Here is a 26,718-nt window from a genome sequence, read left to right on the forward strand (position 1 = left end):
ATTAGCCTATGTCTTCCAGCTTAAAATGCCCGTTTTCCAGATCCACATCGGTGCGGAACAGAAACTCCAGCGGATAAGGCACGCACCACAGTCGCCCTTTAATCTCAATCGACAGCACGTTGTGCAGATCGAGAGATTTCAGTTCCGAAATACAGCGCACCTGCAATCCCTGCGGCAGAATACGTGGCTCAAAATGCAAAATGGCGTCGGTGAGTTTGCGCTGAATATCGCCCCACTCAATGTCGGACATACGTTTACCCGACAGCGGCACCACGCCAAAATTAAGCACCGAGCGCCGCACTTCGTCATAGCCATCAAGGTCGTAAATCGCTTCGCTGTTGATGCAGTTAAACAGCCACTGCAAATCACGCAGCACATTACGCCGCAGGGTGGTGTGGGAAATCAGGGTGTTATGCGCCGCTTCGCTGGTTTTATGCGGCGCATCGTCGGTCAGACGGTCCAGCAGCGACGGTTGCAGTTTATCGCGGGCACTGAGGCTCTCTTTTTTGCTGCGCTGGCGAAAACCGCCGTGAAGCAGATCGTGGCCGTAAGCATTAAAAGAGTCACTCATCGCCGGACTCCGCTGCGTCGAATACCAGACGCGTCAGATTCAGCAACGGATACTGCTGTTCCGCATCCAGCCAGGCTTTCTGGCCGCTGCCGGTAAAGGTCAGCTCGTCATCACTGTGCCATTCGGTGACTTTTGCCAGCCGCACCGCATCAGATGCCTGCTCATCAAACGGATAACGCAGCGGGATCTGGCAGACCTGTTCGCTGCCATCCACCAGCTGCACCAGCGTATGACGCCAGACCAGATCGGTAACGCTGGCCGGAGGCTGGAACTGCATCTCGCTGATCAGGGCAAAAGGCAGCCAGTAGTACTGGCCGTTGACCGCCATTTCACACACCGGTCCGAGACGGCCATCACCATCGGTTAACCACTCCACCGCCTGCCCCTGCTCGTCGTCCTGCAGAAAGAGCTGCGCCGGACTCAGTGGCGCGCTATCAAGTGCCGCCGCACGCAGCGTGGCGGCGCGCGCGCTGTCACCCTGACGTTCCGCGACCAGCGCCTGATGCAGATCGCTGACCCACTCCGCACCTTCGCCCGGCAGACGCGGCGCGGCTTCACCGGCGAATACCGCCGCACGGGTGATTTCCGCCGCGATACACTGATCCAGCAGCGTTATGGTCGGCTGCGCCTGTGGCTTGAGCGCCAGCCAGGATTTCATCTGCGCACGGGCGCGCAGCCACTGACCATTCAGGCACAGCAGTTGTACCAGCGCCGCACGATGATCGGCATTGGCCGGCTCAGCGCGAATGCGGTTTTCCACCGCGCTTAACGCCTCAGCCAGCGATTGTCCGTCCATCAGTTGTGAAAATGAATGCATCATGGCTCCTCAGAGGGCGTCGGTTACTTCAGGGTGCGGAAAGCACCTGCTGCGGGATCTTTTAACTGCGGAGAGAGCGCCTGTACCAGTCCGACGGGTTGCTTGTCGCTGTTCAGATAGCTGCCCCAGCTTTTACGCACTTCGTTAATCCGCGCTTTTAACACATCGTCGTCACTGGCTTCCTGCGGCGTCATCTGTACCGCGATCACGCCGTTTGCGCTCCAGCTATTGCTCTGCGGCTGCCATGGCAGAATCAGCCAGCTCTGCGGCGACTTATCATTACGCAGCACCATACGTTCGTTGTTTACGGTGGTGATACGCAGCGCGTCATCGCTCTTTTTCAGCCCTTCAACCGGGAAACCGCTGACAAAGGTGACGCGGGTGGTTTTGGTCGCGCCGTTTTCGCTGCGGGTCATCGTGCTCTGCCCATGCAGCCAGCCATCATCGGTACATTTCATCCCGGCTTTACCCGGCACAAACAGCGCCGAGGTCTGACTGGCATCGTTCCACCAGGTGCGGAAGTGGCAACCATTAATCAGGCTGAACTGTAACCATGGCGTGGTATCGGCAGCCGGTGATAACTCTTCCGGCGTCGGCGCTGGTGTTGCCGCCGCCGTTTCATCCGCCGGAACAGCCGGTGCTTCTGGCGCTGGCGGCGGGGTGATCTCCACCTCCCAGTTATTGGCCTTTTGCGCGCTGCCTGCGGCCAGTGCGTTGCCTGCGCTGTCATTCATCTGCCACTGCAGACTGCGCAGTGAACTACATTCAGAACTCATCAGGCCACCGACGCGCGGCAGGAACGCCTGCAATACGTCGGGATCTTTGCTCTCACGCGAGACAATGCGCAGCGGAACATCTCTGGCGCACCAGCTTGAGGCGTTTTTATTTTTTACATTGTCGATCCAGATTTCCAGCTTCAGAGTGGGAGAGTAAACCAGTTGGAAGTTTTGGGCGGCGGCACTGCCCGCCATGCAGAGGGCTAAAACGCCCGATAGCCAGTATTTCATAGGGTTCCTTGCGCAAAGCTGTGTTTAGTCCCGAGGGGGAAAAAATTGCGCCGCCTCAGCCAGTGAATGCAGCAGTGTGGTGTCCTGGGGCGATCCAACCCAGACCGCGAGGGCACTGTAGTTATCCTGCTTTTCTCCCGGCTGGCGTGGCTGGTTATCGATAATTTGCTGCATCAGGGTCAGCCACTCATCCGGCGTATTGACCATATGCAGCGATTGCTCCATCTGGCGCGCGGCCACACCATGCCAGAAGCCATCAGTGCAGAGCAGGAAGACATCGCCATCTTCGATCGGCACCACGTCGCTGTAGCTGGCGTCGCGCTCCTCATCACCCATACCGAGGGCAAAATAGAGCAGATTGCTGTTAATGCCTTCAGCGGAGTGTCCGGCATCGGTCATCTGCTGCACCAGACTGTGGTCGGTGGTCATTTCCCGCACATAGCCACGGCGGAACTGATAGAGACGGCTGTCGCCAGCATGTGTCCAGTAGGCCAGCTGGTAATCGCGGTCGATAAACAGGCCAACCAGCGTGGTGCCCATGCGGTGAAAGGTCGGCGTCTCCTGCTGTGCCTGACGAATCGCCGTATTGGCTTCGCCGACAAAGTCGCGGATACGCTGGGCATTGAGGTGCTGATCGGCGTCGAAACTGTCCAGAATGGTGTCGCGGGCAAGCTTCGCCGCCACATCGCCACCGGGAAAGCCAGCAACGCCGTCACAAACCACAAAGCAGGCAGAGCGCTCACCGACGCTTTCACCAGTCTGATCCTGGTTACTGGCGCGGTCGCCCTGCTTCGATATCGAGGCAATATTGATATTTATCATTTGTCCGATCGGTTCTGAGAGTCTTTATACTGGTTAACTTCCATGTCGTAGGCGTGCAGGAAGGCTTCGCCAAACAGGGTATGGAAGTCGTCTTCGATTTCGCCAGCGGTCTCTTTATAGCGCTGAGTGAAGTGCTCCCAGAGCGCGGCCTTGCGGCTGCTGGAAAAACCGATGCGCGAGGTAATCCCCTCTTCGCGCGCTTCAGCTTCCAGCTGCTCCGGGTTAAACGACTGCAACATCGAGGCGATAATCGCGCGGATCCCGGCAATCATGCCGAGCTGGTGAGCCTGCAAGTCGATCAGCGCATCGCGCACTGACTGGCTCGGAGCCATAAAGCCCGGCATACGGCTGCCGTACATCTGCATTAATACCGATTTACCCGAAGGCAACAGCTTAAACGGGTTATTGGCTTCATCGAGGATCACGGTCATTTCGGCTTTAACACCGCGCTTCAGAATCGAACGCGAGGAGAGCAGCGCGACCGTGCCCTGCGAGAACATACTCAGCATCTGGCCTAACTGATACATCTGCGCTTTATCGAACTGCGGCACCGGTTGCAGATCGTTAAGTCCCATGCCGTCGATCAGTGACTGCAACAGTTCGCCTTCCAGCGAAGTGCCATTGCCCGCCGGGGGTGGCGTGCTGGCGGTGCGTTTTGCCTGCGGCGCGCTGCGATAATCCACCGGATCGATACGTAAACGTCCTTTCGGCGGCGGCGCCGGATTGCGCGCGACTGCCTGCGGTGTCGGCAGCGTAATCCCGCTGTAATCGACGCTGGAGGTTTCACTGATATCCTGGTTAGAAGGCAACTCAGCAAACAGCGGTGAAGCTTCCAGATCCGCCAGCTCCGGCGATGTTTCTGCGCTGGCGGCTGGCGGCGGCGTTGTTTCCGCTGCATGGCTGACCGGCGGTTGCGCATCAGGAATCGGTGGCGGTTCCGGGGTGTAAACCGGCGGCGGTTCCGGCGCTACCTTTGGTGCCTCTGCGGCTGGCAGGCTGCTTTCCGGGGCGGTCAACGGCTTAGCGCCGCTCATCATCAGGCCCAGCGGATCATCCTGACTGATGGTGCTGCTGGCGCCTGCTTCATGGCCACCGAATAACGCCAGCGGATCCTGCTGCGGTTCAGCTTTGTACTGCTCCGGTTCCGGCGTCAGTGACTGCTTTGCCAGTGTGGATGGCGAGCGGTCATCCAGAATGCTTTCACCATCAAACAGCCCGTCACCGCCAAACAGATCGTTGGGATCGTTGCTTTGTCTGGCTTTCAGCGCGTCATCGCTGGCCAGCAGCTGCGCCAGCGGATCATCCGGGTTGCGCTCCGGCGACGGCGAAGCCATCAGCGGATTGATATGCTCAATGCTCTCTGACGCCAGCGGATTTTTACGCGTGGCGGAGAGGCTGTCGGAAATGGAAAACTCCTGCACCAGGCTGTCCCAGATTTCGGTCGGGATCGCGGCGGGTTTACCCTCTGCGGCTGCGGCTGGCGCGACTGCCTGCTGCACCGGCGGCTGTGGTTGCGGCGGCACCGGCGGCGCTGCCTGGGGCTGAGCGGTCGGCTGCGGCGCAGGTCGCGGTGTGGCGACCGGTTGCGCCGGGCGCGGCTGACTGCCGATTTCATTGACCACCAGCTGGTATTCATCAATGCCCAGCACGTCGCCATCCTGTAGCTCAACCTGGCGGCCACGCTCCAGCGGAATATCGTTCAGTAGCACCAGCGTCACATTGCCGCGATTGGTAATCCGGCATTCGCCACTGGCGGCAATATGCACAATCGCCTGCAGGCGGGAGATAGTGCGGTTATCATCCGGCAATACCAGATTATTATCAGCTCCACGACCAATGGTGCCGCCTGGCGGTAAAAAATCACAGCTGGTTTGCGGCGGCTGATGGCCAGGTTTGTTCGTTATTATCGTAAATCGCATAACGGGTTCCTGCTTAGGTATATTCGGTGTCTGTATCGCGCGCGTCTTATTTAAGGCGCGCGCGATACAGGCACTGAAGATAGACAGGCAACATAAAAGTTACCTTTCATTTAGTAGTGTTTAATTTCAGAATAAGTAATTAAGCGTCGTAAGGGATTTCTTTTAATTGCGCGGTACATCTCTAATATGGCTAATTAAGCGTTCTGATAGCAGAAGTCATTAATTAGCCATTTATAATCTGTTCGATGATCAGTACGGCATCTGCCTGATCATTTCGGTACGCTCTTTATCGATACGAATGATACACAGATTCACAGCAACCGCATTAGCATTACTGCCTTCTTCTGCGGCAAATGCTTCCAGCTTACACTGACCGTCACGATATTTAAGCCAGCTGCGCTGAGTATCGACAACGGTGGCGACGTATTCATCGGCCAACTGCTTCTGCGCCCCATACATCTGCACAATACGTTTTTTGGCAACCGCGTATTCTTTATTGAGATCATTTTCCGCCAGTTTTTTCTGCTGCACTGTACATTGATAAAGCGCACCATCGGAAGGCTCATTAGAGCAAATATCTTCGGCAAAAGCCGAAGCACTTACGCTAAGTGCTAATACGGTCACTATGCATCCATAACCCAACTTCATAAAAATTCCTGTATCCCGTTGGCTGGCTGACGACAGCAAAGCTGCTTGCTGTCGTCATGCATTTCAGCGTGTTATCACTGATAAGGGATCTGCTTTAACTGCTCAACGCGCTGCTGGTTGATCTGGCTGATACAGTTGTTGGTCAGTGTGTCATAAGCAGGGGTGCCCTCTTCGGCGAGGAAGGCCTGCATCTTGCACTGATTGTCACGGTACTTCAGCCAGCCACGCTGCGAATCAAGCAGGTTCTGCTGATAGGTTTTTTGCAGTTTATCATCAGCCTTATAAGCCGTAGTGATACGAGCTTTGGCCTCGGTCCAGGCTTTATTTAACGCCTGCTCCGCCGCTTCTTTACCCTGCTTTGCACAACTGTCGATCTGCGCGCTGACGTCAGGACTGGAACAATCCGCAGCCCAAACCGATGTACTGAGACCCATGCCAGCAAGCATTGCGGCAGCGATTAAAATTTTCTTCATAACACGCCCTGTTAACGGTTTTTCTTTAAGTAACCAGCCCGGTTACGACCAGCTTCATAACTCATCATGGTAGCACTGTGTTCTATATAATAAATCAGCGTATCCACATCGTTAGTCATGCCTGCTTTCATCGGTGGCTCACCTTTGGTAAAGCCCTGATAAACAAAGTCCACCAGAATATCGCGAATCACCGGCTTTAAACTATCCCATTGTGTACGTTCAGGATATTGCCCGGTCCAGTTGTCATAATTGCTGCGGGCGCGCTGAACGTAATCCGGGTAGATCAGTTCAAACAACCGAACCTGCTGCTGGTGACTGATGGTTCCGGTACTGTTGCGGTTATGGATAACGAACTGGTTGGCCTGCTCGCCTTTTTTTCCTGCACCTTTGGACAGCAGAGTAGCCTGATGCGCCGGTATGCCTGCCTGCACCAGCTGATTGTAAACGCTGGCCTCGCTACGTTCACCCATATCATAGCCACGTCCAAGGGTAACCCCTGATTTGGCATTGCCCGGCCAGTGGATATAACGGCTAAAGAAGGCTTTGTTAGGTATATCTTTGCCTTCAGCATCAAAGGTTACTTGTCCGGCGCTGACGGTCAGCGTACCGGAGGAAGGATGATTATCGATCGGTGCAGCAGGCGCAGCACTGGCGGGTGGGCGACCCGGTGCAGTTCCACGGAACAGATGAGTATAAGTTTTGCCATTCACATCCACGATGCCATCGGCGCGCATAAAGCGACCCTGAAAATCTTTAATCGCCTGAATGGTTTTCGGGCCAATCCGGCCGTCATCACGAATTTGCGGAAAACCGTTGCGCTGTAATAGCTGCTGAACTTTTTTCACATCACCGTATTGGTTTTTACCACCCAACCCCACTGAACCTAAGATACTCATTTTATTTCCTCATTTATTATTAATATCTTTTGCAAGCGATTTAATACTATTTCATGCAAGAAAACACTTTAATTCAGAGAAGCCCGGTGATAACCAGAATGTGCCAGTATATTGATTACTGGCATGGCAATTATCAGCACTCCTGCATCAAAATCGAGTCTGTTTTTTAATAGGGAACAGATGTCGGTTCATTTAGAATATTCGCCAGCGTCTCAAGTCGGTCGCTCATGCTTTGTTGTAAGCACTGCTGATCACTGGTGCAGGTATCTCGACTTTTTAGCCAGATCTTTTGGCTGCCTTCAATTTGTTTTAAAATATCATTACCGCCTATCTCTTTAGCCATTTTTCGGGTCGTCTGATATGAATGATTAACACTCGTATCCCAGGCTGCGAGTTGATAGTTTGAACAAATCGTTTTTTCAGCAGGCGTAGATGCTTTTTCACAATTAAACGAAGGTTTAATATTTTCCTTCTGGACTGCCTGTAATTGCAGAACGGTACCATCGGCCCAGTTCATTAAAATTTCGGTTGGGGAAATCATCGCCACAGAGGTTGGCACACCATCCCCTCCGGCAAAGTAACCTGTCTTACATTGCACATCAATCAGCTTAATATTGTGGTCGGCTATGTCTTTCAGGTCATAGTCTTCTGCACTGGCCGAGTTTCCAGCACCTACGGTCTTGCCAATAAAATCTTCGACTGATTGATTGCTAATAGAGTAAGCAGGCTGTTGGCAATCGATAAAAAAGGGATAGCCACTTGTAATACCATTATCACTAAACTGAATAAAACGCCCTACCAGACGATCATCGTTACGCTGATAATAGAGTCTCCTCTGAGCATAATCATAAATTTTTACTTTTTGTACCTGCCAGAGCTTGCTCTCAAGACCGGTATCTTTTATCGCTGATTTAGCACCATGAGAATACAGTCCAATGATAAACATAGCCGCCATGAGAAACTGAAGTTTATTTTTCATCCGTAAATTCCTTTTAAATAAAGATCAACTTCATATCTTCTTCGGTTTATTAATCCTTTACTTTTACTTCCGCCAGACAAAACAATGCGTTTAATCAAATCCATAGCGTCTGAAATCCTTCCTTGATTGATAAAAGAACAGACTGCATCAAGACTTGATGCGGGGTTATAAGCGAACGAAACCAGTGCGTCAAATTCATACTGCGTAAGGTTTACAAATATTCTATTTTTTACCGATCGAATATAATTCGGAACAGTAAGTTTAAGTAGCTCAATTTCCTGGGATGCCGAAAGTTTTACAAGTGCATGATTGTTTTCAGCAAATGTCCTTGCAGGAATACCAGATACCCCAGATGCCTTACTTATTTGTTCTGCAGTATTAATATCCAGCCCAAGAGATATCATTCTTTCTTTTATTTCAGAAGTTGTTCTGTGTTTCATATCGTAGCCGGGGCCAAGCGTGACACCACTTGAACCGCCAGGAAAATGAAGATAACAACTAATACCGGGAGCAGCCTCGCGGCGAAACAAAAACGCTATCCCAGATTCAGAAAGGTTCATCACACCTGCATGCTGGCGTCCGGCAACGCCTCCAATTGGCGGCTGAGGCGCGCGTGTCTGCACTCGCTTGCCCAGGCTGATAAAAGTCTTTCTACCGACAATACCATCAGGGTATAAACCATTTCTTGCCTGATATTGTTTTACAGCTAATTCTGTTCTGTAGCCGAAAATACGATCGGGAATAACATTAATTCCCTTCGCCTTCAGCATTTCCTGTAATTCTTTGACAGCTTCACCGCGGTCGCCTTTCCTTAGCAACATCATATTAAATCCTTTTTATATCGTTAGTTCAAACGGTTAATTGCACATTATATATACTCTGATAACGATTTAGAAAAATAGATCATGTGAATAATATTAAAATCCCCCCATTACGGGGGGATTTGCATTATTACGCTTCTTTGTTGCCTTTGATGTCCCAGCCAGCGCTGGTTTCTGCGCCTTTACCACCGGAAGAGCTCTGCTCCCAGTACTGCTGTTTCACTTTAGATGCCTGGAATGCGTAGGTTACGCCCAGGGTGTCGTCGTGTTCTGAACCCACGAACTGCACAGAAGTTACCAGCACGTCTTCCAGGGTAATGCGGGTATATTCAACCTGCGTACCGCCAGCTTTAGCGACAGACACTTCAACTTTGGTCAGGTGCTTACCGCTTGCGCAGTTTTTCAGAATAGCCGTAACCGCTTTATCGATTTTGGCGTTAACGCTCAGGTCGTTAAAGTTTACTTTACCGGCACCGCCGCCGCCGCCCACTGACATATTGCCTGGCTGTGAAGCGCCCCAGGAGAAAGAATTGATATCAATCCATCCGGTGTGATTAGAATCTTTAGATTCACCCGTTACACCGTCAACCTTCAAATACATATCAATAGCCATAGTTATCTACTCTTGTTTAGTTAACATTGTTGCTTTCGGAGAAAAGCATCGGTATGGCAAACAGGAAAGCATGGGGCTTAATAAAACCATCCATATTTTACCTCTGCCTCAACCTGATTACCTTAAATAAGCTAACCAGGATTACTGGCGCGTTAATAATACCAACCCGCCAGCTTGCCTCAATATCTGAAATATCCAAATCAGATGAGGCGAATAAACACAAGACCAGTAAATGGCCGGGCTTTATTTGTGAAAATTCGAAACATCTGACGCTACAGGAGACTCAATTGAGGAAAGATTATATTTTATCCACCATTAATGGTGGCCATTAGCAAAGGATGAAATTTACACTAACATTGAATGATTGCTATTTTATTTCATCCTGCCAATATCATGAGAAATAACTTTATCATTTTCAGTGACGATATAATCCCAAAACCCGTCTCTTTCTGTGTTGGGATAAAATGAGTAAAGGTACTTTCCATTCGAAAAAACATAACCCTGAAAATCACAAACATCAGGACAATTTGTGTTTACCGTTTTCCGTTCAGTTTTATCGCACTGCCATTTTTAAGACTGACTGACTTCAGTGACACTTTATCACAACTGACATTACCCTCATCGCAGAGAAACTTAATTTCGGCGTGATATTTTTCACCGGAAAAAGATACTGTGTATTCCGCCCGCACTAAGCCGGAAAATAACAGTAATGAGACAAATAGTGGTAATTTATTGATTGTCATCACCTACATATCCTTATGATTCTCGATTCAACCACCTGCTCAGGGGTTATCCTGATACCAGGTTCTGGTAGCATCGCCAACAATAACCTGATGGGATAACGTTGCCAGTTGCTTACTGTGATACATACGCAGACAGTTAAGGGTGGGTCCTTTACTGGCGTTGCTGATTTCACTATGCGAAGGATTTACACGATCTTTATAAGCATCAATCAACTTGTTGATTTTGCTGTCGCCATTTTCCATATTAAGTGGGATCCATTCTCTCAGTGCGTTTGCGGTACGCGCAGCGTCGAGCGAAAAAGCTTTATCCTCTGTCGAAATCTGGGCCAGGCAACGCGACAGGGCTAATTCTCTGACGACCTGATGGTATGGCATTGACTTAATAAACCCCACTGGATCGGCATCATCTTTTGCCTGAACAGAAACAGACATAACTAAAGTAGCAATCAGCAAACTCGACTGTTTGTTTATCATGGCAAAATCCAAAAATTCGCCGGAGCTGGGGTGGGGGAGCAAATATTGGCTGCCGTGCCGATTTGCTCCCCCATCCTGACCTTCCCCCGAAACGGGGGAAGGGACAGAACGCCGCCAGTGATTACACTTCGCTGGACTTCAGCGATGGCAGTTTGGAGACCAGACGCAGAGAAACGGTCAGGCCTTCCAGCTGATAGTGCGGACGCAGGAAGAACTTAGCGGTGTAGTAACCCGGGTTGTCCTCAATCTCTTCCACCTGCACCTCGGCAGCCGCCAGCGGCTTACGTGATTTGGTTTCCTGCGAGGAGTTGGCCGGATCGCCATCCACATAGTTCATCACCCAGTCATTCAGCCAGCGCTCCATCTCGTCGCGCTCACGGAAGGAACCGATTTTGTCACGCACAATACACTTCAGGTAATGCGCGAAACGGCAGCAGGCGAACAGGTATGGCAGACGCGCCGCCAGACGGGCATTGGCCGTGGCATCCGCATCGTAGTACTCCGCAGGTTTTTGCAGTGACTGTGCGCCAATAAAGGCGGCAAAGTCAGAGTTTTTGCGATGCACCAGCGGCATAAAGCCATTCTGCGCCAGCTCGGCCTCGCGGCGGTCACTGATGGCGATTTCGGTCGGACATTTCATATCCACACCGCCGTCGTCGCTCGGGAAAGTGTGGCATGGCAGGTTTTCTACCGCACCGCCAGATTCCACACCGCGAATCGAGGTACACCAGCCATACTCTTTAAATGAGCGGTTGATATTGGTTGCCATCGCATAAGCGGCGTTGGTCCAGGTGTAGTTGCTATGGTTAGCGCCATCGGTCTCTTCTTCAAAATCAAAGCTGTCGACCGGGTTGGTGCGGATACCATAAGGCAGACGCGACAGGAACCGCGGCATCACCAGCCCCAGATAGCGGGCATCTTCCGATTCGCGCAGGCTACGCCATGCCGCATATTCGGAGTTCTGGAAGATTTTGGTCAGATCGCGCGGATTGGCCAGCTCCTGCCAGGATTCCATCTGCATCACGCTCGGTGAAGTACCGGCGATAAACGGACAGTGAGCGGCAGCGCCGATACGCGCCAGCTCGGCCAGCATCTCCACATCCTGCGGGCTGTGATCGAAGTAGTAATCGCCCACCAGGCAGCCAAACGGCTCGCCACCAAACTGGCCGTACTCTTCTTCATAGATCTTCTTAAACAGCGGGCTTTGATCCCAGCCGACGCCTTTATAACGCTTCAGGGTACGGCCCAGCTCCTGCTTAGAGATGCTCATAAAGCGGATTTTCAGCATCTCGTCGGTTTCAGTGTTATTCACCAGATGATGCAGACCACGCCATGCACCTTCCAGCTTCTGAAACTCATCATGGTGAATAATCTGGTTCACCTGTTTTGACAGCTTTTCATCAATTTCACCGATCAGCGCCTGAATGGTGCGGTAAGCATCATCAGAGACGGTAACGGTATTTTCCAGCGCCTGCTGCGCCAGCGTTTTCACCGCGCTTTCTACCGCACTGCGCGCCTGATCGGTTTTCGGCCGGAACTCTTTATTTAGCAGCGCACTGAATTCATCTTCGCTATAAGCCGGTGCATTCTGTGGTTGCTGCTGTTGAGAAGATTGGCTCATTGCTTACTCCTCGTCAGATTTAGTTGGCTGCTCATCGCCTTTCGGCAGATGGGACAGGGATTTCAGCAGAGTGGGATCCTGCAGGATTTTATTAATCAGCTCTTCCGCGCCGTTTTTACCGTCCATATAGGTCAGCAGGTTAGCCAGCTGGGTACGCGCTTCCAGCAGGTTGCGCAGTGGCTCGACATTGCGGGCAACCGCATCCGGCGAGAAGTCTTCAATGCTGTTAAATGTCAGATCGACATTCAGACGGCCTTCGCCGGTCAGGGTATTTTCAGCATTAAACGCCACGCGCGGTTTCAGCGATTTCATGCGCTCGTCGAAATTGTCGATATCAATTTCGAGGAACTTGCGCTCATCCACGGCTGGCTGGTTTTCCACCGGCTTACCGACCAGATCGGCCATCACGCCCATTACAAAAGGAAGCTGAATTTTGCGTTCGGCGCCATAGACTTCGACGTCGTATTCAATCTGCACGCGGGGTGCGCGATTGCGGGCGATAAATTTCTGCCCGCTGCGGGATTTATTTCCTGCCATGGTATTCTCCAGGGGATTACACGGTGAAAAATTAGCTGTGGCGGAATCGCTCCATACAGCCTGATTTCAGGGGTTAGTTGTCACGACGGCCGAAAATAGTTTCCAGCTGATGGACGCCATCCGGGGCCAGATCACGAATTATTTCCATAAAGTCCATTGCAACCATGCGCTGGACACGCTCAATCATCAGGGGCGCCGGATGGCTGGGCTCGTGCTGAGCAAAGTACTGTTTAACCTTTTCCAGCATCAGCTGGGCATCATCGCGCGAGGCGAGATTTACGCTGCGCCAGTCCTGTTGCGGCTGACGGCTTTTACTGCTGACAGCCGGAGCGGCGCTGGCTTCAGGCTGACTGGCCGCGTCGTCTGACAATGTCGGGATCAGCGAGGTCACATCGGTGGTCTGACTCACCTGCGTCACCAGTTGCAGAGTGCGCAGCAGCTGCGTCATCTCCGGCACGCCGCTGCCACTCAGTTTTTCGGTCAGGAAGCTGCGTAATGTTTCCAGTGACGCCACAATCTGCGGCACCGCTTCGACACCAGGCATGCCGCCCTGCGCCAGCTCATCCATCAGCCGGGTACGGCCACCAGGATAATCGATCACGCCCGCTTTACTGCCATCCAGCAGCGCCGCAGCATCACGCAGGGTGATGGCATCGGCCGCGCTGCGTAACAGCGCCGACTGACGTACCGCGGCGGTCAGGCTGGAGTTGTCGCCGAGTTCCGCCAGCGCATTAATGCGGAAAAAGGGATCGGCTTCACCGTCGTACCACAGCTCAGGAAACAGTCCGTCCCAGTAGTTCTGCAGCGACTGGTTAATCAGATGCAGGCCGCTGGCGTAGCCCGGCAGGCCTTTCAGCTGGGTCCAGGCCCGCGTCAGCGCCATCATCACGCGCAGATCTTTGGTGCGCGTCAGCAGACCGGTGGCCAGCTTCTCCACTTTGTTCCAGTCAGCCGGTTCAGCCGGGATAATCGTGTCGCCGAACTGCTGTTCCGCTTTGCCCTGACTGGCCTGATCCATCGCCATAAAGTCAGCGTCATATTCCAGATTCTCCCCGCAGGGTGAATCGCTGCTTACCGGATCCAGTAAGGTATCTGTATTCATCGGATTACCTGTGCATCAGACAATTTAGTTAAACATCGGCGGGTAGAGACCGTTACGGCCCGGTCGCGCGCCCCCGGCGGGGTCAAACAGCAGTGAAAATAGCTGACCGGTAAAGTTTCCGCTATGCACATGGGTATATAACGGGTAACCGTCACTCTGGTTAGTCCACCAGAAACTGGTGTAGTGTTGCGGCGAGAAGCAGTCGGAAACCTGCTGCCAGCTCAGGGTGCACTCCTGCGCTTCGCGACCAATGATATCCAGAATATCAGAGGTGGTTTCTGCTGCTGGCTCAGCCAGCGGCGGCAGCCCCAGCAGCACACTGTCCAGTTGCTCGGCGGAGTAACCGTTGCGTACCGCATGATGCAGGGTGCCGCCCAGCTGACGATACCACTCGCCTGAGGCAGGTAAGATTTTGTCAGACCAGTGCTGCGGCGAAAAAAATCGTTGCGCGCAGATGGGATAGTGCCGGCCGACGCTGTCGCGCCCCGGCATCAGGCAACCCATCTGCACCAGCTGACTACCGAGCATCGGTGGTACGACAAAATTCCAGATCGGCGCATGACCGAACGGGCGGCTGACCTCCTGCCGCTCCGTCGCGTTCTGCCAGTTAAGCAGTCCTACCTGAAACCAGTGTCCCCATTGATTCTTCAGCACCTCCGGAAAGCGGCGCTGCAAAAAATCGCCGGCGCTGGGCAACTTCCCGTACCAGCCAATTGCAGGGTAGTGACTCATGGTGATGTCCTTTAAGGGCAAGAGAACCCGGGAAGCTGAAACGGGTTGCGAATACTGTTGGGAGTAAACTCCAGTGTGACCTGATGGCCATCCAGCGAGAAGGTCGCCTGACGACTCAGACTGCCGCTGCCAGCAGTCTGTCGCGCCTGATCGAACAGTCGATTAAGCGCCCAGGGGCCGTTGGTCACCAGCGTCGAGGTGGTGCCGTTGGCCAGTCCCAGCGACAGGCGTACCTGATTGGTGCCGCCACTGCCTGGCCAGCTCATAAGTTGCTGAGCCTGCGGGCCGTGACTGTAACGCAGCAACTGACCATCCACATCCAGCGTCATCGACAGAATATCGTTATCCATCCGCACGGTGCGGATGGTGACGCGGAATGACGGCGTGGTGGCGCCATTGGCAAAGAAAGCATCACGGATGCTCTGTGCCTGCTGGAACGGCCGCAACACACTCTCGCCGCCCGGCAGGGTTTTACCGTCAATGCCCGGCGCAATACGCCAGCGCGCCTGGGTGGTGTCGACTTTTCCGGCCAGATTGTCACGGAAGAAGGTGTCCATCAGTCCGCTGCCCGGCGCAAACATCCGCGCCAGGTCGTCCGGCGTCACTTCGGTGCGCGCACTGCGCACCAGCGGATAGCGTCCGGCAATCGCCTGACGGCAGAAACCACCGACTTCCACATCAACCCGCTTGCGCATATTGTCCAGCGCCCGGCGCTGAGTATCGGCACTGGCGCCAACCGCCAGGCTGGAGAACATGCCCTGCAGCGAACCCGGCAGACGACCGGCGCTGGCCTGCAGACGACTAATCGCTTCACCGTTTGGCGCCGGCATCCCGCTGTTAGCGGCATCCTGTACGGCGGTCAGATAGCGATAAAGGTCATCCACCTGCTTGAGAAAATCATCAAATACAATCACCTTCCCGCCTTCCTGCAACGGCTGCGCCAGTTCCAGCAGCGGGGCATAATGTTGCGTGACTTTCTGTTCCGGCGTTTGCGGTTCAGCGGCGCTGTTACTGTCGCGCGCACCAAACAGTGAACGCAGCGTACGGGTGGCGCTGTTGTCGGTGTCCGCTTTTTTGCCCGGCTCCTGCGGCGTCACACTCTTTTCCAGCACCAGATAGCGACTGATGCCAGTGACCAGCTGACGCAGCGGCGAGTTGCTGGCAGAGAGCAGGCGCGCACTGTTGATGCGCTGTGACAGGTTGGCGATATTGTTCAGCTCGAGATCCTGCAACAAGCCATCCCACTGACGGATATAGTCATCCATATACAGCTGACGTACCACGTTGTCGGTCTGGGCTTTATCACCATCTCTGGTGGCGCTGCCCAGCACCCAGACATCATCGGCATACAGCGCCGCAGTGACGCTGTCGATCTGCTTATCAAAACTGTTCCAGTAGCCATCTGGGGTATATAAACCGGGGATTCCTTCACTCAGCGGCTTGCCGCTTTTGCGGGTAAAAACCAGCTCACTCTGCGGCCCTCCCAGAGCCGCCAGCGAAACCGGTTTCAGGTTGTCATCATGTTCCAGCAGGCGCTTCAGGCGGCCATACACCCGGTCGGATAACGGCATGCGCGCAATCAGCGCCTGTTCACGGGCAATCAGTCCGTCATCTTTAGCATAAGGCGATGACTGGATCTGCGTTTCCAGCAGCTGGGACAGATGCCATTCCAGCTGACGCAGTTGCTCGCGGGTGACGTTCTGCGGCAGGGTGCGCTGCAGATTTAACATCACCCAGGTATGGATAAACTTACCGTCATAGTGTTTTGGCTGATACAGCATCTGATAGGCTTTCAGCGCTTCATAACTGAAGTCGGCGTCACTGCCGTTATCATTGCGCAACCAGCCGGTGATTTGCTGCGCCACCTGCGGCAGCAGTAGCTGCTTCAGCGCCTTCTGATACAGCGCGCTGGTGGCGTCACTGACTTCACCGCCGCGATACAGCCCCATACGGCGGGTGAGCGGCGGGTTGTTGATATCAAACTGCTCGCTTTCCGGCAAATGCAGCAGACTGTTCAGATAAGGCAGCAATGCAAACAGATCGCTGAGATTACCGGCCTGTAATGCCTGCCCTTGCTGGTTTACGGTCGGCACTTTAGTGGAGACTTCCTGCAGATAGTTACGGTTATGGTTGTAACTGATAAACCAGAGGATGGCGGCAATCACCAGCGCCAGGCTTAGCAGCAGATAACCTGACCACAGCACCGCGCGGTTACGCAGTTCCCACCAGCGGTTACTGCCCGCCAGACCCGATTCCGGGAACACCACATTTTCCAGCACATCACGCAGGAAGAAGCTTTGTCCTTTCACCGGCGGCACTGGCCCGCCCTGCTGATGTTGTGGCCCGTCGCCCCATTCAGTGGCTTTATTGCCGCTGTCATTGCCGGGCAGATTAAGCGCACGATTAAGCTCGCCCATCACTTTGTCAAACGGCTGGCCTTCCTGCGTGCCGCTGGCGAAGTAAATGCCGCGGGCAGATAACGACGTCTCAAAACCAGAATGAGCGAAAATCTGTGTCAGATAGTCACTCAGCAACGGACGCAGCGCTGCGAACTCCTGCGGGAACAGATAGCTTTCCGCACGCGCCTTGCCATCACGCTCCATCAGCATCACATCGGCCAGACCGGCGTCAAGGCGCTGCTGCAGCAAGGTATATTCATGCTCAAACGCCACCTGCAGATCGAAATTGCCGCTTTTCAGTTCAGCCCACGGGAAGGTGAATCCCCAGACCTGATCGCGTTTGGCTTTATCGAAACTGTCAAAATAGGCGGTAAAGCCTTGCAGTAAATCGGTTTTGGTCACCAGCACATATACCGGGAAACGAATGCCCAGTTGCTCATGCAGTTCCAGCAAACGCTGACGCAGTGCACTGGCCTGCTGGCGGCGCTGTTCCGCGCTCAGCGTCAGCAGGTCCGAGACGCTGATGGTGATAATCGCGCCGTTAACCGGCTGGCGGGCGCGATATTTTTTCAGCAGTGAGACAAACTTGTTCCACTCGCTGGCATCTTGCTCACGCTGACTCTCCTGCGTGGTGTAACGTCCGGCGGTATCCAGCAGCACCGCTTCATTGGTAAACCACCAGTCACAGTTACGCGTACCGCCAATACCGCGTAGCGCGGTCTTGCCAAAACGATCCGCCAGCGGGAAATGCAGTCCGGAGTTAACCAGCGCGGTGGTTTTGCCCGCGCCAGGCGCGCCAATAATCACATACCACGGCAGCTGATAGAGATACTGGCGGCTGAAGCGACGCATCCACGAGGGCTTTTTACGCCCGGAGGTGCCGCTGAAGTGGGCTTTTCTCAGCAGCTGTGAGGCTTCGTTAAAGCGTTGCGCCAGCACCTGTTCTTCATCATTCAGCAGCGGCGTATCGCCGTCGGCGCTCTCCTGCTTACTCAGGCTGCTGACCAGTTTGCGGTTCAGCCAGGCATTGTGCAGGCGGGGGATCACCTGTCCGAAGCCCCAGACCAGATACAGCAGACCAATACTGATCTGGCGGTTCATCTCCGGCTCTAACGGGCTGGAGCCATTAATGGCAAACAGCGGCCCTACCACCCAGATAATAAACGACAGCGCGGTGATGCCGAGGAAACCCCAAAGCAAACGGCTGGAGAGTATGGAAAAAAGCGTATTCATCATCCTTAATTTCCTTGCTGCAGACCGTTTAGCTGCGCCTGAGTATTAGAGGGCGCAACCAGCAGAGTGATTTCAACACGACGGTTGCGGGCACGGTTTTCGGCCGAATTATTCGGCGCAATCGGATTAGAGTCGCCCCGCCCTTCAGCTTTAACACGGCCAGGCTGACGCAGATGCTGTTGCAGCAGTTTCTGTACTGACTCTGCGCGTTCCAGTGACAGTTCATAGTTCGAGGCGAAACGTGCGCTGCGAATCGGCAGATTATCGGAGTAACCCGCCACCAGTATTTTGCCGCTGACACCATCCATTGCTTTGGCGATACGCTCAATCACCGGCTGGTAATTACCGCGTACCGTGGTGGAAGCGGACGGGAACAGGCCATCGCCTTTCAGCGTCACCACGCTCTGATCCGCCTCATCACGCACCGAGACCAGGCCCTGTTCAATTTCCGGACGCAGGAAGCTTTTCAAATCAAGGATTGCCGGTGGTCGCGGCGCCGGATTCTGGATCGTGACTTCCGGCAGCGAACTCTGGTAGATCGACGCCAGCACCGGTGTGGTGGCAGAGCCTAAGCGCCAGCTGAGGCCGATATAGAGCAGACAGGCCATAAAGCCCACCACAGCGGTCCAGGCCCAGAGCGGGATCACCGGACGCCACAGTTTTTTCTGGGTCGGCTGGTCGTAAGGATGAGGAGAAAGCGGCGGCGCGTAAGCGCCGCGTACTGAATTAATCATCTGCAGCAGACGCTGGCGGATGGTTTCCAGCTGTGAGCGACCGTTATCCAGCACGCGATAACGCCCTTCAAACCCGAGCATCAGGCAGAAATAGATCAGCTCCAGCAGAAACAGATGATCGTGCGGTTTCTGCGACAGCTTGGCCAGCAGCTGGAAAAACTTCTCGCCGCCCCAGGTTTCATTATGGAAGGTGACCAGCAGACCGCTGCTGGGCCAGACGCTGTTGCCGCCCCACGGGGTCAGTGCGGCGGCTTCATCCAGCGCGGTACAGAGGCAGTAACGTGCGCCGACGATCGCTTCATAAGGTAAACCCGCGCTCTGGCTGCGCACTTCAAAGCGCTGAATCTCTTCAATTAAACGCTGACGCAGACCAGCAGGATCAGAATGGCTGACCGAATGGCGAATTTGGGGGATGGCATTTAACAAAGGGTTGGCCGCAGCGACCAGTGCATTGTCGCGCCATGCACCCGCCATTCCGGCTTCTCTGCCGCCAGATTGTAATTCCTGCATAATTTTCACTCACCAGTTCAGTCAGACAGAGACGTCACGAACTGCCCAGAACGCCATGTCCAGGCCGGGAAACTCCCCTGCCAGATGCAGGGCAAAGGCACCAGATTTATCCATTTCCTTCCACAGCTCACCGCCTTTTTCCAACTGGAAGTAGCTGTAGCCCGCATGCCATGGGATCTGCGGCGGTGCGGAAGGCATCGCGCGCAGCACCATACCCGGCAACTGAAGCTGAACTAAATCACGGATCCTTGTTACCGGCGCCACCTTCATCTGCGCCGGGAAGTGCGTATTCAGCATCTCACCAGGCACATTGGCTTTTACCGCCAGCACAAACCCAAACTCGCGAATCATATTGGCGTCTGGCACCGTCGCCACATTCAGCCCGTGTGAGCGTTCAATAAGCGGCAGCTGAATGGCGTTCTCTTCCATTACGATAGAGAGTCGCTGACGCAGCATCAGCACCAGCGCGTTAAAGCAGCGCGCCAGATCGTCATGGTCATATACCGGCAGTCCGCTGCCATCGCAGGAGCGCTGCGGTGTGTAGGTGCTCAGCTCGGTGGCCAGCGCCAGCCACTGGCTGAACAGCTGTTCCGGATGCAGTTGCGGCAGACTATGCAGGTGACTGACCACGCCAATATGCTGGTTCATCAGCGCCAGCAGCATAAAGTCGACCATATCGGAGTTATTAAAACGCCCCGGCTGTTGTAAACGCTGGCCGATTTGCTGGCTACGCTGTTCCAGTAACCCCTGAATGTCATTGATAAAACTAAAAAGCAACGGATGCGCGATGCTGTTCAGCATTGGCGGGATATAGGTGTTGTCGAGTCGCAACTGGCTGTCGCTGCGCTTCTCCACCACCAGCGCCACACCGATCGCCGTCCACTCCGCCGTCAGATCGCTTTCCAGCATCAGACGCAGACGCAGCTGACCGAACTGCATCACTGCCGGCCCAATCGACATCGCATTGCAATCGTCGGCTTCCGCTTCAAAACTGATATGGCGGGCGAGCGAGTCGGCGGCTTCGCTAAAGATCACCTCTTCGCGGCCATCGCGGCGCGCCGGCAGCGCCAGCACCACCTTCTGTCCGGTCTGATTGTCATCAATCGCCAGCGGCGGTGGCGCCAGGCGGCTGTCGCTAAACGCAAACTGGGTGCCATCCGGCAAAATACCGCTGGCGCTGCTCAGGGCCACATTGCCGTGGCGCAGCATCGCTTCATCAAACTCAAGATGAAAGAAACCCCACATATACGGACGTTGTGCGGTTCCCCAGTCTCGCACCTGACTTAACAGGTAGCTTTCAGATTGCTGGAAATGGTGGGGACGCAGGAACATACCCTCGGTCCACACCACTTTTGCTGCTTTAGTCATAATCGCTTCCGTTTCAGGGCGTTAGTGGTTCTCTTTAACCATCCGAATCCCGCTGACATCCGCAATAATTTCGGCGTTCAGCTGATCGGAGGACCATTGCCACACTTTCCAGGCACTGCTTTCAGAGGGATCAGGTAATGGCAGCGAGAGTCGCCATTTTTTGCCATCCAGCGACTGGTACTCCGCCATGATGCCGATGTAACGCGCCTCAGCGGTGCTTTGTCCGGAAATCTTTTTACCGAGCTGACCCGGCATCAGGAAGAACTGCTCGGTATTAAGCAAATTGCCGCCCAGCACCGCCTGAGGATTGTTTTGCAGAGAGTAGAAATCCGCTGACATAAAATCTGCATCCGATTTCAGCAACATCACACGCACCTTAAGCGGCGCGGAGTCGTTGATTTGCGGATGAGCCTGAAACTGTAAGCCGTAGCGAGAAGGGACGCTGTGTGAAGAGGAGATACAGCCTGTCAGCAGCACCAGCGCTGACAGGAACAGCGCCCGGAGAGCCGGACGCTGGAAAAAACGTAAAGTTATCATAGGTTATCCGCCGACGCGGTTTAGTTGATAATCCAGGTGCCGCTGCTGCTGTTACGGCAGGCCTGGCCTTCGCCATTGACCGCCACGCAGGTTTTTTTGGCAGGCGCGGCACGACGCACACGACGGGCATCCGCTTTAACGGTTTTATCGTACAACTCACTTTTAACGCCGGCGCGCAGGGGCACGTAACCAATCAGTTGATCCTGACCCGTTTCCGCAATGGCGAACCAGTTGTTCTCCACTGAACCCAGTACGGTAAAGGTCTGGCCATTTTCCAGCTGGCGCACCAGCTTGCCGCCGAAGCCCGGGGTGCTCATTACCGATGCTTTATACAGCGCACGATACTCTTCGTTAGCCGGGGTAAAGCTGGTCGGTGGCGTAATGGCGTGACGGTAAGTCAGGGTAACGCCATCGACAGTGCTGGAAACGATTGTGTCATCGGTTACAGGCGGTGGTGGCGCCTTACAGCCTGAAACCATTACAACTAAAAGCAGAGAGAGCGCGATTTGAATTTTCACCATAATCCTCATGATTTGGCAGTTGATTGAAAAACAGAACTTTTTTTACATAGATGTTAATTCGGGCGCCATCAGGTACAGATTCTGATTGCCCTCAGGTTTCAACAGGTAACGCGGATAAAGCCTCCTGAATAACACTCAGGAAACATAACAAAACAGGATTTAAGGGTGCTTCAGGGGATTAATGCAGTTTAAGACGATAAATGGGGAGATAGCAGGACCAGCGGAAATAAGATTGAAGAAAACATCCACTTTAAATTATCCAAAATCATCTTATAAATTTGGACAAAACACTGCTATCCGTAGGCCTTTCAGGGGGAAAGTTACCCATTTCATCATCACAAAATTAATCTGAACAGTCTGGCTAATATTTGAGCACATAACTTTACAAAAAGATTACGCCAATATGAATTGTTATTGATCAGTGCTAATTTTGGCAATTAGGTTACAAATCATTGCCTTGATCTATAAAATTGGCACGCTACCGCCCTTGGGAAGCAGATTAATCCCAATATTGTAAATCAATAACCGAGGTTATTGTTCAGCGTTGTCGATCAGTTTACTGACTCTTTACACATTTACAACGGGCAGGTAGCAGAGAATCTCAATTAAGAGAAATTAATATTTTCGATTAATGTCAAATTTGGCTGTTTTAACCGCTTTTCTTTGAGGATAATCCTAGAAAACTGATTTGAAAACAGTTGTTTTATTTCGTCATGGAATAAAAACCAGCTTTTTTGCGCCTAAATTTTATTAGAGCAAAAAAACACTCTGATATGGCTAAAGTGACTAAAGTACAGGTGGAGGATTTCAGAGGGAGAAATGCGGTTAAGATCACGAATTCGGCGTCGGTAAAAAAATGTAATCACATTAAATTCGTATAAAAAAACAGCAAAATAAAAGCCGGAACTGTAGTAAACCGTGGCTCTGCAAAGAATCCCGGACTGTAGTTAAACGATCTGAATGTAAGGCTGCACACTCTTTATTACAGTTAAAGTTTTCGCGGTGCAGATGCAGCGCTATTTTCAGTGCCGGTTACTTCCCTGTAAACGCTGTGCGCCATCCGCTGCCGCAGACAAGTACCGCTGCGTTATTTATGCAGCGACAATCCTTTAATGACTTTATCCACGATTTTTTTCGGTGCGCGCATGGCAAGCCCAACCAGATTCATATTTTCGGCATCTTCAGCCATAAACATTTCGCGGTTTGCTTCGTCATGACCGGTTGAAAACATGGCATGTACATAAGGAATAAGAATAACTTCACGCTCGAGGCCTTTACGGTGAGCAGACTGTAAACCTGCAAGATCGGCTTCAAAAATAAGCATCGGCTGACCGCAAATATTACCGTAGTGATGCCCTTTCGCATCGATATACGGCTGCCCCATTATTTCCGGCGCCGCTGCCGCAATGCCGGTTGCCAGAAATGCGACAACGTTCAGCCTCTGCCAGACAGGCAGGTCATTCCTGATAATAAAAGCGATTTTGGTGTCAAACATCCGTTCAGTCTCTCGTCTGTTGCAGTAAAAAGCACATGTTAGAAGACTTCAGGGATCGCAGTCTGGAACGTTTGTGCAGCAAGGCTGACTACCGGTTTTAGTCAAAATAAATCACGCTCCCCTGGTCAAAAGCGCTCAAACCGATACGGAGCGGGATCGATAATCGGCGGGTAACCGGCAACTAAATCCGCCGCCAGTTGCCCGGCGGCTGGTGAAGTGCCGAAACCATGCCCGGAAAAACCGGTCGCCAGTGTCAGGCCTGGTATTTTCGCTACCGCACCAATTACCGGATTAGAATCTGGCGTGACGTCAATCACCCCGGCCCAGGCGTCAGCAATTTCTGCGGTTGCAAATGCTGGCCATGCCGCAATCAGATTGGTCATCGCCTCCTGATTCAGCGCCGGATTGGCGGGCGGATCCATCGTGCGCACGCGCTCAAACGGCGAGCGGCTGGTCGCACGCCAGCGACGCGGCAGCGCCAGATCCTGCAGGAAGGGCCTGCCGAGCGAAATACGCAGGAAACTGCGCTGCGCACGCAGCTGTGGCAGATAGCGGGTTCCCAGTAATAGATGGTCCAGGGTCAGCGAAGCATCCAGCGCACCGCGCTGGGTAATAATAAAGCCTCCGTCGATATGTTTGCGGAACGAGAAGTCCGGTGCGCCCACCGCAATATCGGTCGGCCCGGCCATCGGTCTGGTGCGCAGCACGGAACAGATCAGCGGCAGCGTCGGCAACATAATCCCCTGATTTCCCAACAGGCGTCGTGACCATAACCCACCAGCCAGCAGCACCTGCCCGCAACGGATCTCACCCTGTTCTGTCACCACGCCGCTGATTTTGCCGCCAGCTGTAGCCAGCGAGCGTACCGCGCAGTTCTCCACGATCACCGCCCCTTTAGCAATGGCCGCGCGGGCGATAGCGCTGGCAGCCAGCGTCGGCTCTGCACGGCCGTCTGACGGTGTATAGATCCCGCCCAGCCAGTTGCCACGCCCGCCGGGCACCAGCTGTGCAATCTCCTGCGGGCTGAGCAGCCGCGAATCCACTCCAGGATGCGCGACGGATTTCAGCCAGCCTTCATGCATCGCCATCTGCGCATCATTGCGGGCAATAAACATAATCCCCGCCTGGCGGTAGCCAACATCACACGCCACGCGCTGCGACATTGCCGCCCATAAACGATCCGAGGCCAGCGCCAGCGGGATATCTTCGGCAGCGCGGCTGGTCTTGCGCACCCAGCCAAGATTGCGCGATGACTGCTCACCGGCGATGTGGCCTTTTTCTACCACCACTACCGGGATATTGCGCTCCGCCAGCGTCAGGGCAGCGGTCAGTCCGACGATCCCAGCGCCAATAATCACCACCGTAGTGGCGGCAGGTAACGCAGTGCAGCTCTGAACCGCAGTTATTTTTGGGGCCATAACACACCTTCCTGCGGGCTTTAAACAGCGACAGTAATTTCTGCCACTTCGGCGGTCGATGCCCCGCGGTAAGCGGTAACTTCGATTTCCACTTTATATACCGTGGACCCCAGCGGCGGGCAGGTTACCGTTGATGCCGGATTCACGCCGCGAAACTTTTCGCCAATAATCGCCATCACCACAGGAACATCGGCAGGCTGCTGAATAAACACTCGCGACATCACCACATCAGCAAGCGTGGCATCCACTGCGGCCAGCGCCAGCGCAATATTGGCATACACCTGGTGCGTCTGTTCGCTGATATCTTCCGGGATCTGTTGCGTATGCGGATTGCGCCCGGCGGTATTGGAAACATAAATCCAGTTATCGACCGCCACAATGCGCGAATAACTCGCCTGCTGCTCAAAAACAGATCCAGTCTTTACTTTAGTAATGCGGGTCATGCGCTGTTCCTTAATTAGCTGAGAACCGGGGTTTCCCACAGGTTTAGTTTGATGCCGATACCTTTTGCCAGCGCGTTGCGATACACCACGGTGCCCCACGCCACATCCTCAACCGGCATGCCGCCGACTGACATAATGATAATTTCGTCGTCGTTCTGACGGCCGGGCGCGTCACCGGCGATAATTTTGCCGATATCCTCTAACTGCGCATGGCTGAGTTTGCCTTCCGCCAGCATGTCCATAAAACGCACGCCTATCACCGGGATGGTGTGGTGCGCCGGTTTTGGCACCTCTTCATACCAGGCGTGGTACAGGCCGGTATTGTCGAGCACCTTTCGCACATCCGCCTGCTCCATCCCTTCATCAAGGTTGCACAGCGCCGGCATGGCGAGAAATGCGCCCGGTTTAACCCACTCGCGTTTTACTAGCGGATAACTGGCCGGGTCGCCAACTTCCCCTGAACTGCAATAGGTCACAATATCGCTGCCACGTACCACTTCTTCGAGCGTGTCGACCACCTGAATGTGGGTGATCTGCGGGTAAGTGACCGTCAGCCATGAGATAAAGTTGTCGAGGCTCTTCTGCCCGCGCCCTTTCACCTTAATCGTGTCGATCTGCGGGCAGACGGCGATAAACGCCGCAACGGCAGTTTTGCCCATCACGCCCGGCCCCAGCAGGCCAATCACCCGCGAGTCTTTGCGCGCCAGATGGCGCGCCCCCACGCCGGGAACCGCGCCGGTACGGTAAGCCGACAACAGGTTGGCTGACATATGCGCCAGCGGCGCGCCGGTATCGGCATCATTTAGCGTGAACATCAGAATCGAGCGCGGCAGTCCTTTCTGGCGGTTGGCAATATTGGAGCCGTACCACTTTACCCCCGCAGTACAGAAACTGCCGCCGAGGTAGGCCGGCATCGCCATTAAGCGTCGGTCGGCGGTGGGTTTAGGCATCGCTGGAAACGGCGAATTTTCCGGAAAGGTCACCATCGCGCCGTGCGAATCATTATTGGAACCCGCCATGCGGTAGTCGCCCTGATACAGCAGGCCGAACATCTCTTCCATAGTGTCAACACAGGCGGGCATATCCGTGACCCCGGCGCGGATCATGTCCTGTTCCGACAGATAGATAAAATCGATTTTAGTGGTGTCAGACATGCCAGTTACCCCGTTAAATGAGTGAGTTACGTTTTCATTGCCTGCTGAAAATAACGGGGCAGGCATCAGGCTGTATTGAACATTTGCGACATGCGCAAAAACCGCATGCGGGAGATGGCACCCGAATTGCA

The 26,718-nt window shown here is 53.8% G+C and carries 25 protein-coding genes; all 25 read right to left on the bottom strand.

The genetic code is table 11. The features are described 5' to 3' along the window. Nucleotide 1: 1 nt before the first annotated feature. The 25 genes from tssE to J2125_RS10020 all read right to left on the bottom strand — a co-directional run bounded on the left by tssE (nucleotide 2) and on the right by J2125_RS10020 (nucleotide 26,587). Entirely contained in the window at nucleotides 2–571 is a 570-nt protein-coding gene (tssE, locus tag J2125_RS09900) for a type VI secretion system baseplate subunit TssE (RefSeq protein WP_017799556.1), read from the bottom strand. Next, complete coding sequence (locus J2125_RS09905; RefSeq protein ID WP_017799557.1) at nucleotides 564–1,388, bottom strand: type VI secretion system accessory protein TagJ; 825 nt, start codon at nucleotides 1,386–1,388, stop codon at nucleotides 564–566. Before J2125_RS09905 ends, tssE begins: the two co-directional genes overlap by 8 nt. Before the next feature lie 23 nt (nucleotides 1,389–1,411). After that, nucleotides 1,412–2,395 (bottom strand): hypothetical protein, encoded by a 984-nt coding sequence (locus tag J2125_RS09910; protein WP_017799558.1) that lies wholly within the window; start codon nucleotides 2,393–2,395, stop codon nucleotides 1,412–1,414. Nucleotides 2,396–2,419: 24 nt separating this feature from the next. Beyond that, entirely contained in the window at nucleotides 2,420–3,214 is a 795-nt protein-coding gene (locus J2125_RS09915; RefSeq protein ID WP_026111496.1) for a PP2C family protein-serine/threonine phosphatase, read from the bottom strand. Next, nucleotides 3,214–5,136, bottom strand: a complete 1,923-nt coding sequence (gene tagH / locus J2125_RS09920; protein ID WP_017799560.1) for a type VI secretion system-associated FHA domain protein TagH — start codon at nucleotides 5,134–5,136, stop codon at nucleotides 3,214–3,216. Before tagH ends, J2125_RS09915 begins: the two co-directional genes overlap by 1 nt. Before the next feature lie 249 nt (nucleotides 5,137–5,385). Beyond that, nucleotides 5,386–5,784, bottom strand: coding sequence for a lysozyme inhibitor LprI family protein (locus J2125_RS09925; RefSeq protein WP_017799561.1), 399 nt, complete (start codon nucleotides 5,782–5,784; stop codon nucleotides 5,386–5,388). Nucleotides 5,785–5,858: 74 nt separating this feature from the next. Then, complete coding sequence (locus tag J2125_RS09930; RefSeq protein WP_017799562.1) at nucleotides 5,859–6,257, bottom strand: lysozyme inhibitor LprI family protein; 399 nt, start codon at nucleotides 6,255–6,257, stop codon at nucleotides 5,859–5,861. 11 nt (nucleotides 6,258–6,268) lie between these two features. Then, the gene (locus J2125_RS09935; protein WP_017799563.1) at nucleotides 6,269–7,153 is read right to left on the bottom strand and encodes a peptidoglycan-binding protein; all 885 of its coding nucleotides are present in this window, start codon (nucleotides 7,151–7,153) and stop codon (nucleotides 6,269–6,271) included. Between the two features lie 166 nt (nucleotides 7,154–7,319). Then, nucleotides 7,320–8,132, bottom strand: coding sequence for a lysozyme inhibitor LprI family protein (locus J2125_RS09940; protein ID WP_017799564.1), 813 nt, complete (start codon nucleotides 8,130–8,132; stop codon nucleotides 7,320–7,322). Then, nucleotides 8,129–8,956 carry a peptidoglycan-binding protein gene (locus tag J2125_RS09945; RefSeq protein ID WP_017799565.1) on the bottom strand — a complete coding sequence of 276 codons (828 nt, stop codon included), beginning with the start codon at nucleotides 8,954–8,956 and terminating at the stop codon, nucleotides 8,129–8,131. The genes J2125_RS09940 and J2125_RS09945 overlap by 4 nt, the downstream gene beginning before the upstream one ends. A gap of 127 nt (nucleotides 8,957–9,083) precedes the next feature. After that, nucleotides 9,084–9,566, bottom strand: a complete 483-nt coding sequence (locus J2125_RS09950; protein WP_017799566.1) for an Hcp family type VI secretion system effector — start codon at nucleotides 9,564–9,566, stop codon at nucleotides 9,084–9,086. A gap of 782 nt (nucleotides 9,567–10,348) precedes the next feature. Continuing rightward, nucleotides 10,349–10,783 carry a T6SS amidase immunity protein Tai4 family protein gene (locus J2125_RS09955; protein ID WP_026111497.1) on the bottom strand — a complete coding sequence of 145 codons (435 nt, stop codon included), beginning with the start codon at nucleotides 10,781–10,783 and terminating at the stop codon, nucleotides 10,349–10,351. Between the two features lie 121 nt (nucleotides 10,784–10,904). Beyond that, entirely contained in the window at nucleotides 10,905–12,404 is a 1,500-nt protein-coding gene (gene tssC, locus J2125_RS09960) for a type VI secretion system contractile sheath large subunit (RefSeq protein WP_017799570.1), read from the bottom strand. Between the two features lie 3 nt (nucleotides 12,405–12,407). Next, a complete protein-coding gene (tssB, locus tag J2125_RS09965; protein WP_017799571.1) occupies nucleotides 12,408–12,941 on the bottom strand; it encodes a type VI secretion system contractile sheath small subunit in 534 nt (177 codons plus the stop codon). Between the two features lie 73 nt (nucleotides 12,942–13,014). After that, on the bottom strand, nucleotides 13,015–14,043 hold the full coding sequence (tssA, locus tag J2125_RS09970; RefSeq protein ID WP_017799572.1) for a type VI secretion system protein TssA: 1,029 nt from the start codon (nucleotides 14,041–14,043) through the stop codon (nucleotides 13,015–13,017). A gap of 24 nt (nucleotides 14,044–14,067) precedes the next feature. Further along, a complete protein-coding gene (gene tagF, locus J2125_RS09975; RefSeq protein WP_017799573.1) occupies nucleotides 14,068–14,775 on the bottom strand; it encodes a type VI secretion system-associated protein TagF in 708 nt (235 codons plus the stop codon). A gap of 11 nt (nucleotides 14,776–14,786) precedes the next feature. Continuing rightward, complete coding sequence (gene tssM / locus J2125_RS09980; protein ID WP_017799574.1) at nucleotides 14,787–18,410, bottom strand: type VI secretion system membrane subunit TssM; 3,624 nt, start codon at nucleotides 18,408–18,410, stop codon at nucleotides 14,787–14,789. A 2-nt stretch (nucleotides 18,411–18,412) separates the two neighbouring features. Then, nucleotides 18,413–19,651, bottom strand: coding sequence for a DotU family type VI secretion system protein (locus tag J2125_RS09985; RefSeq protein WP_026111498.1), 1,239 nt, complete (start codon nucleotides 19,649–19,651; stop codon nucleotides 18,413–18,415). A gap of 21 nt (nucleotides 19,652–19,672) precedes the next feature. Further along, the gene (gene tssK / locus J2125_RS09990) at nucleotides 19,673–21,019 is read right to left on the bottom strand and encodes a type VI secretion system baseplate subunit TssK (protein ID WP_017799576.1); all 1,347 of its coding nucleotides are present in this window, start codon (nucleotides 21,017–21,019) and stop codon (nucleotides 19,673–19,675) included. Nucleotides 21,020–21,040: 21 nt separating this feature from the next. Beyond that, nucleotides 21,041–21,556, bottom strand: coding sequence for a type VI secretion system lipoprotein TssJ (gene tssJ / locus J2125_RS09995; RefSeq protein WP_017799577.1), 516 nt, complete (start codon nucleotides 21,554–21,556; stop codon nucleotides 21,041–21,043). 20 nt (nucleotides 21,557–21,576) lie between these two features. Beyond that, a complete protein-coding gene (locus J2125_RS10000) occupies nucleotides 21,577–22,074 on the bottom strand; it encodes an SH3 domain-containing protein (RefSeq protein ID WP_026111500.1) in 498 nt (165 codons plus the stop codon). A gap of 1,090 nt (nucleotides 22,075–23,164) precedes the next feature. Beyond that, on the bottom strand, nucleotides 23,165–23,572 hold the full coding sequence (locus J2125_RS10005; protein ID WP_017799579.1) for a DUF2000 family protein: 408 nt from the start codon (nucleotides 23,570–23,572) through the stop codon (nucleotides 23,165–23,167). A gap of 125 nt (nucleotides 23,573–23,697) precedes the next feature. Next, the gene (locus J2125_RS10010) at nucleotides 23,698–24,990 is read right to left on the bottom strand and encodes an NAD(P)/FAD-dependent oxidoreductase (protein WP_017799580.1); all 1,293 of its coding nucleotides are present in this window, start codon (nucleotides 24,988–24,990) and stop codon (nucleotides 23,698–23,700) included. Nucleotides 24,991–25,010: 20 nt separating this feature from the next. Then, nucleotides 25,011–25,433 carry a Rid family hydrolase gene (locus J2125_RS10015; protein WP_209499490.1) on the bottom strand — a complete coding sequence of 141 codons (423 nt, stop codon included), beginning with the start codon at nucleotides 25,431–25,433 and terminating at the stop codon, nucleotides 25,011–25,013. A 14-nt stretch (nucleotides 25,434–25,447) separates the two neighbouring features. Next, nucleotides 25,448–26,587, bottom strand: a complete 1,140-nt coding sequence (locus J2125_RS10020) for an ornithine cyclodeaminase family protein (protein ID WP_017799582.1) — start codon at nucleotides 26,585–26,587, stop codon at nucleotides 25,448–25,450. Between the last annotated feature and the right edge of the window lie 131 nt (nucleotides 26,588–26,718).

This window comes from Winslowiella toletana (assembly GCF_017875465.1).
Taxonomy (GTDB): domain Bacteria; phylum Pseudomonadota; class Gammaproteobacteria; order Enterobacterales; family Enterobacteriaceae; genus Erwinia; species Erwinia toletana.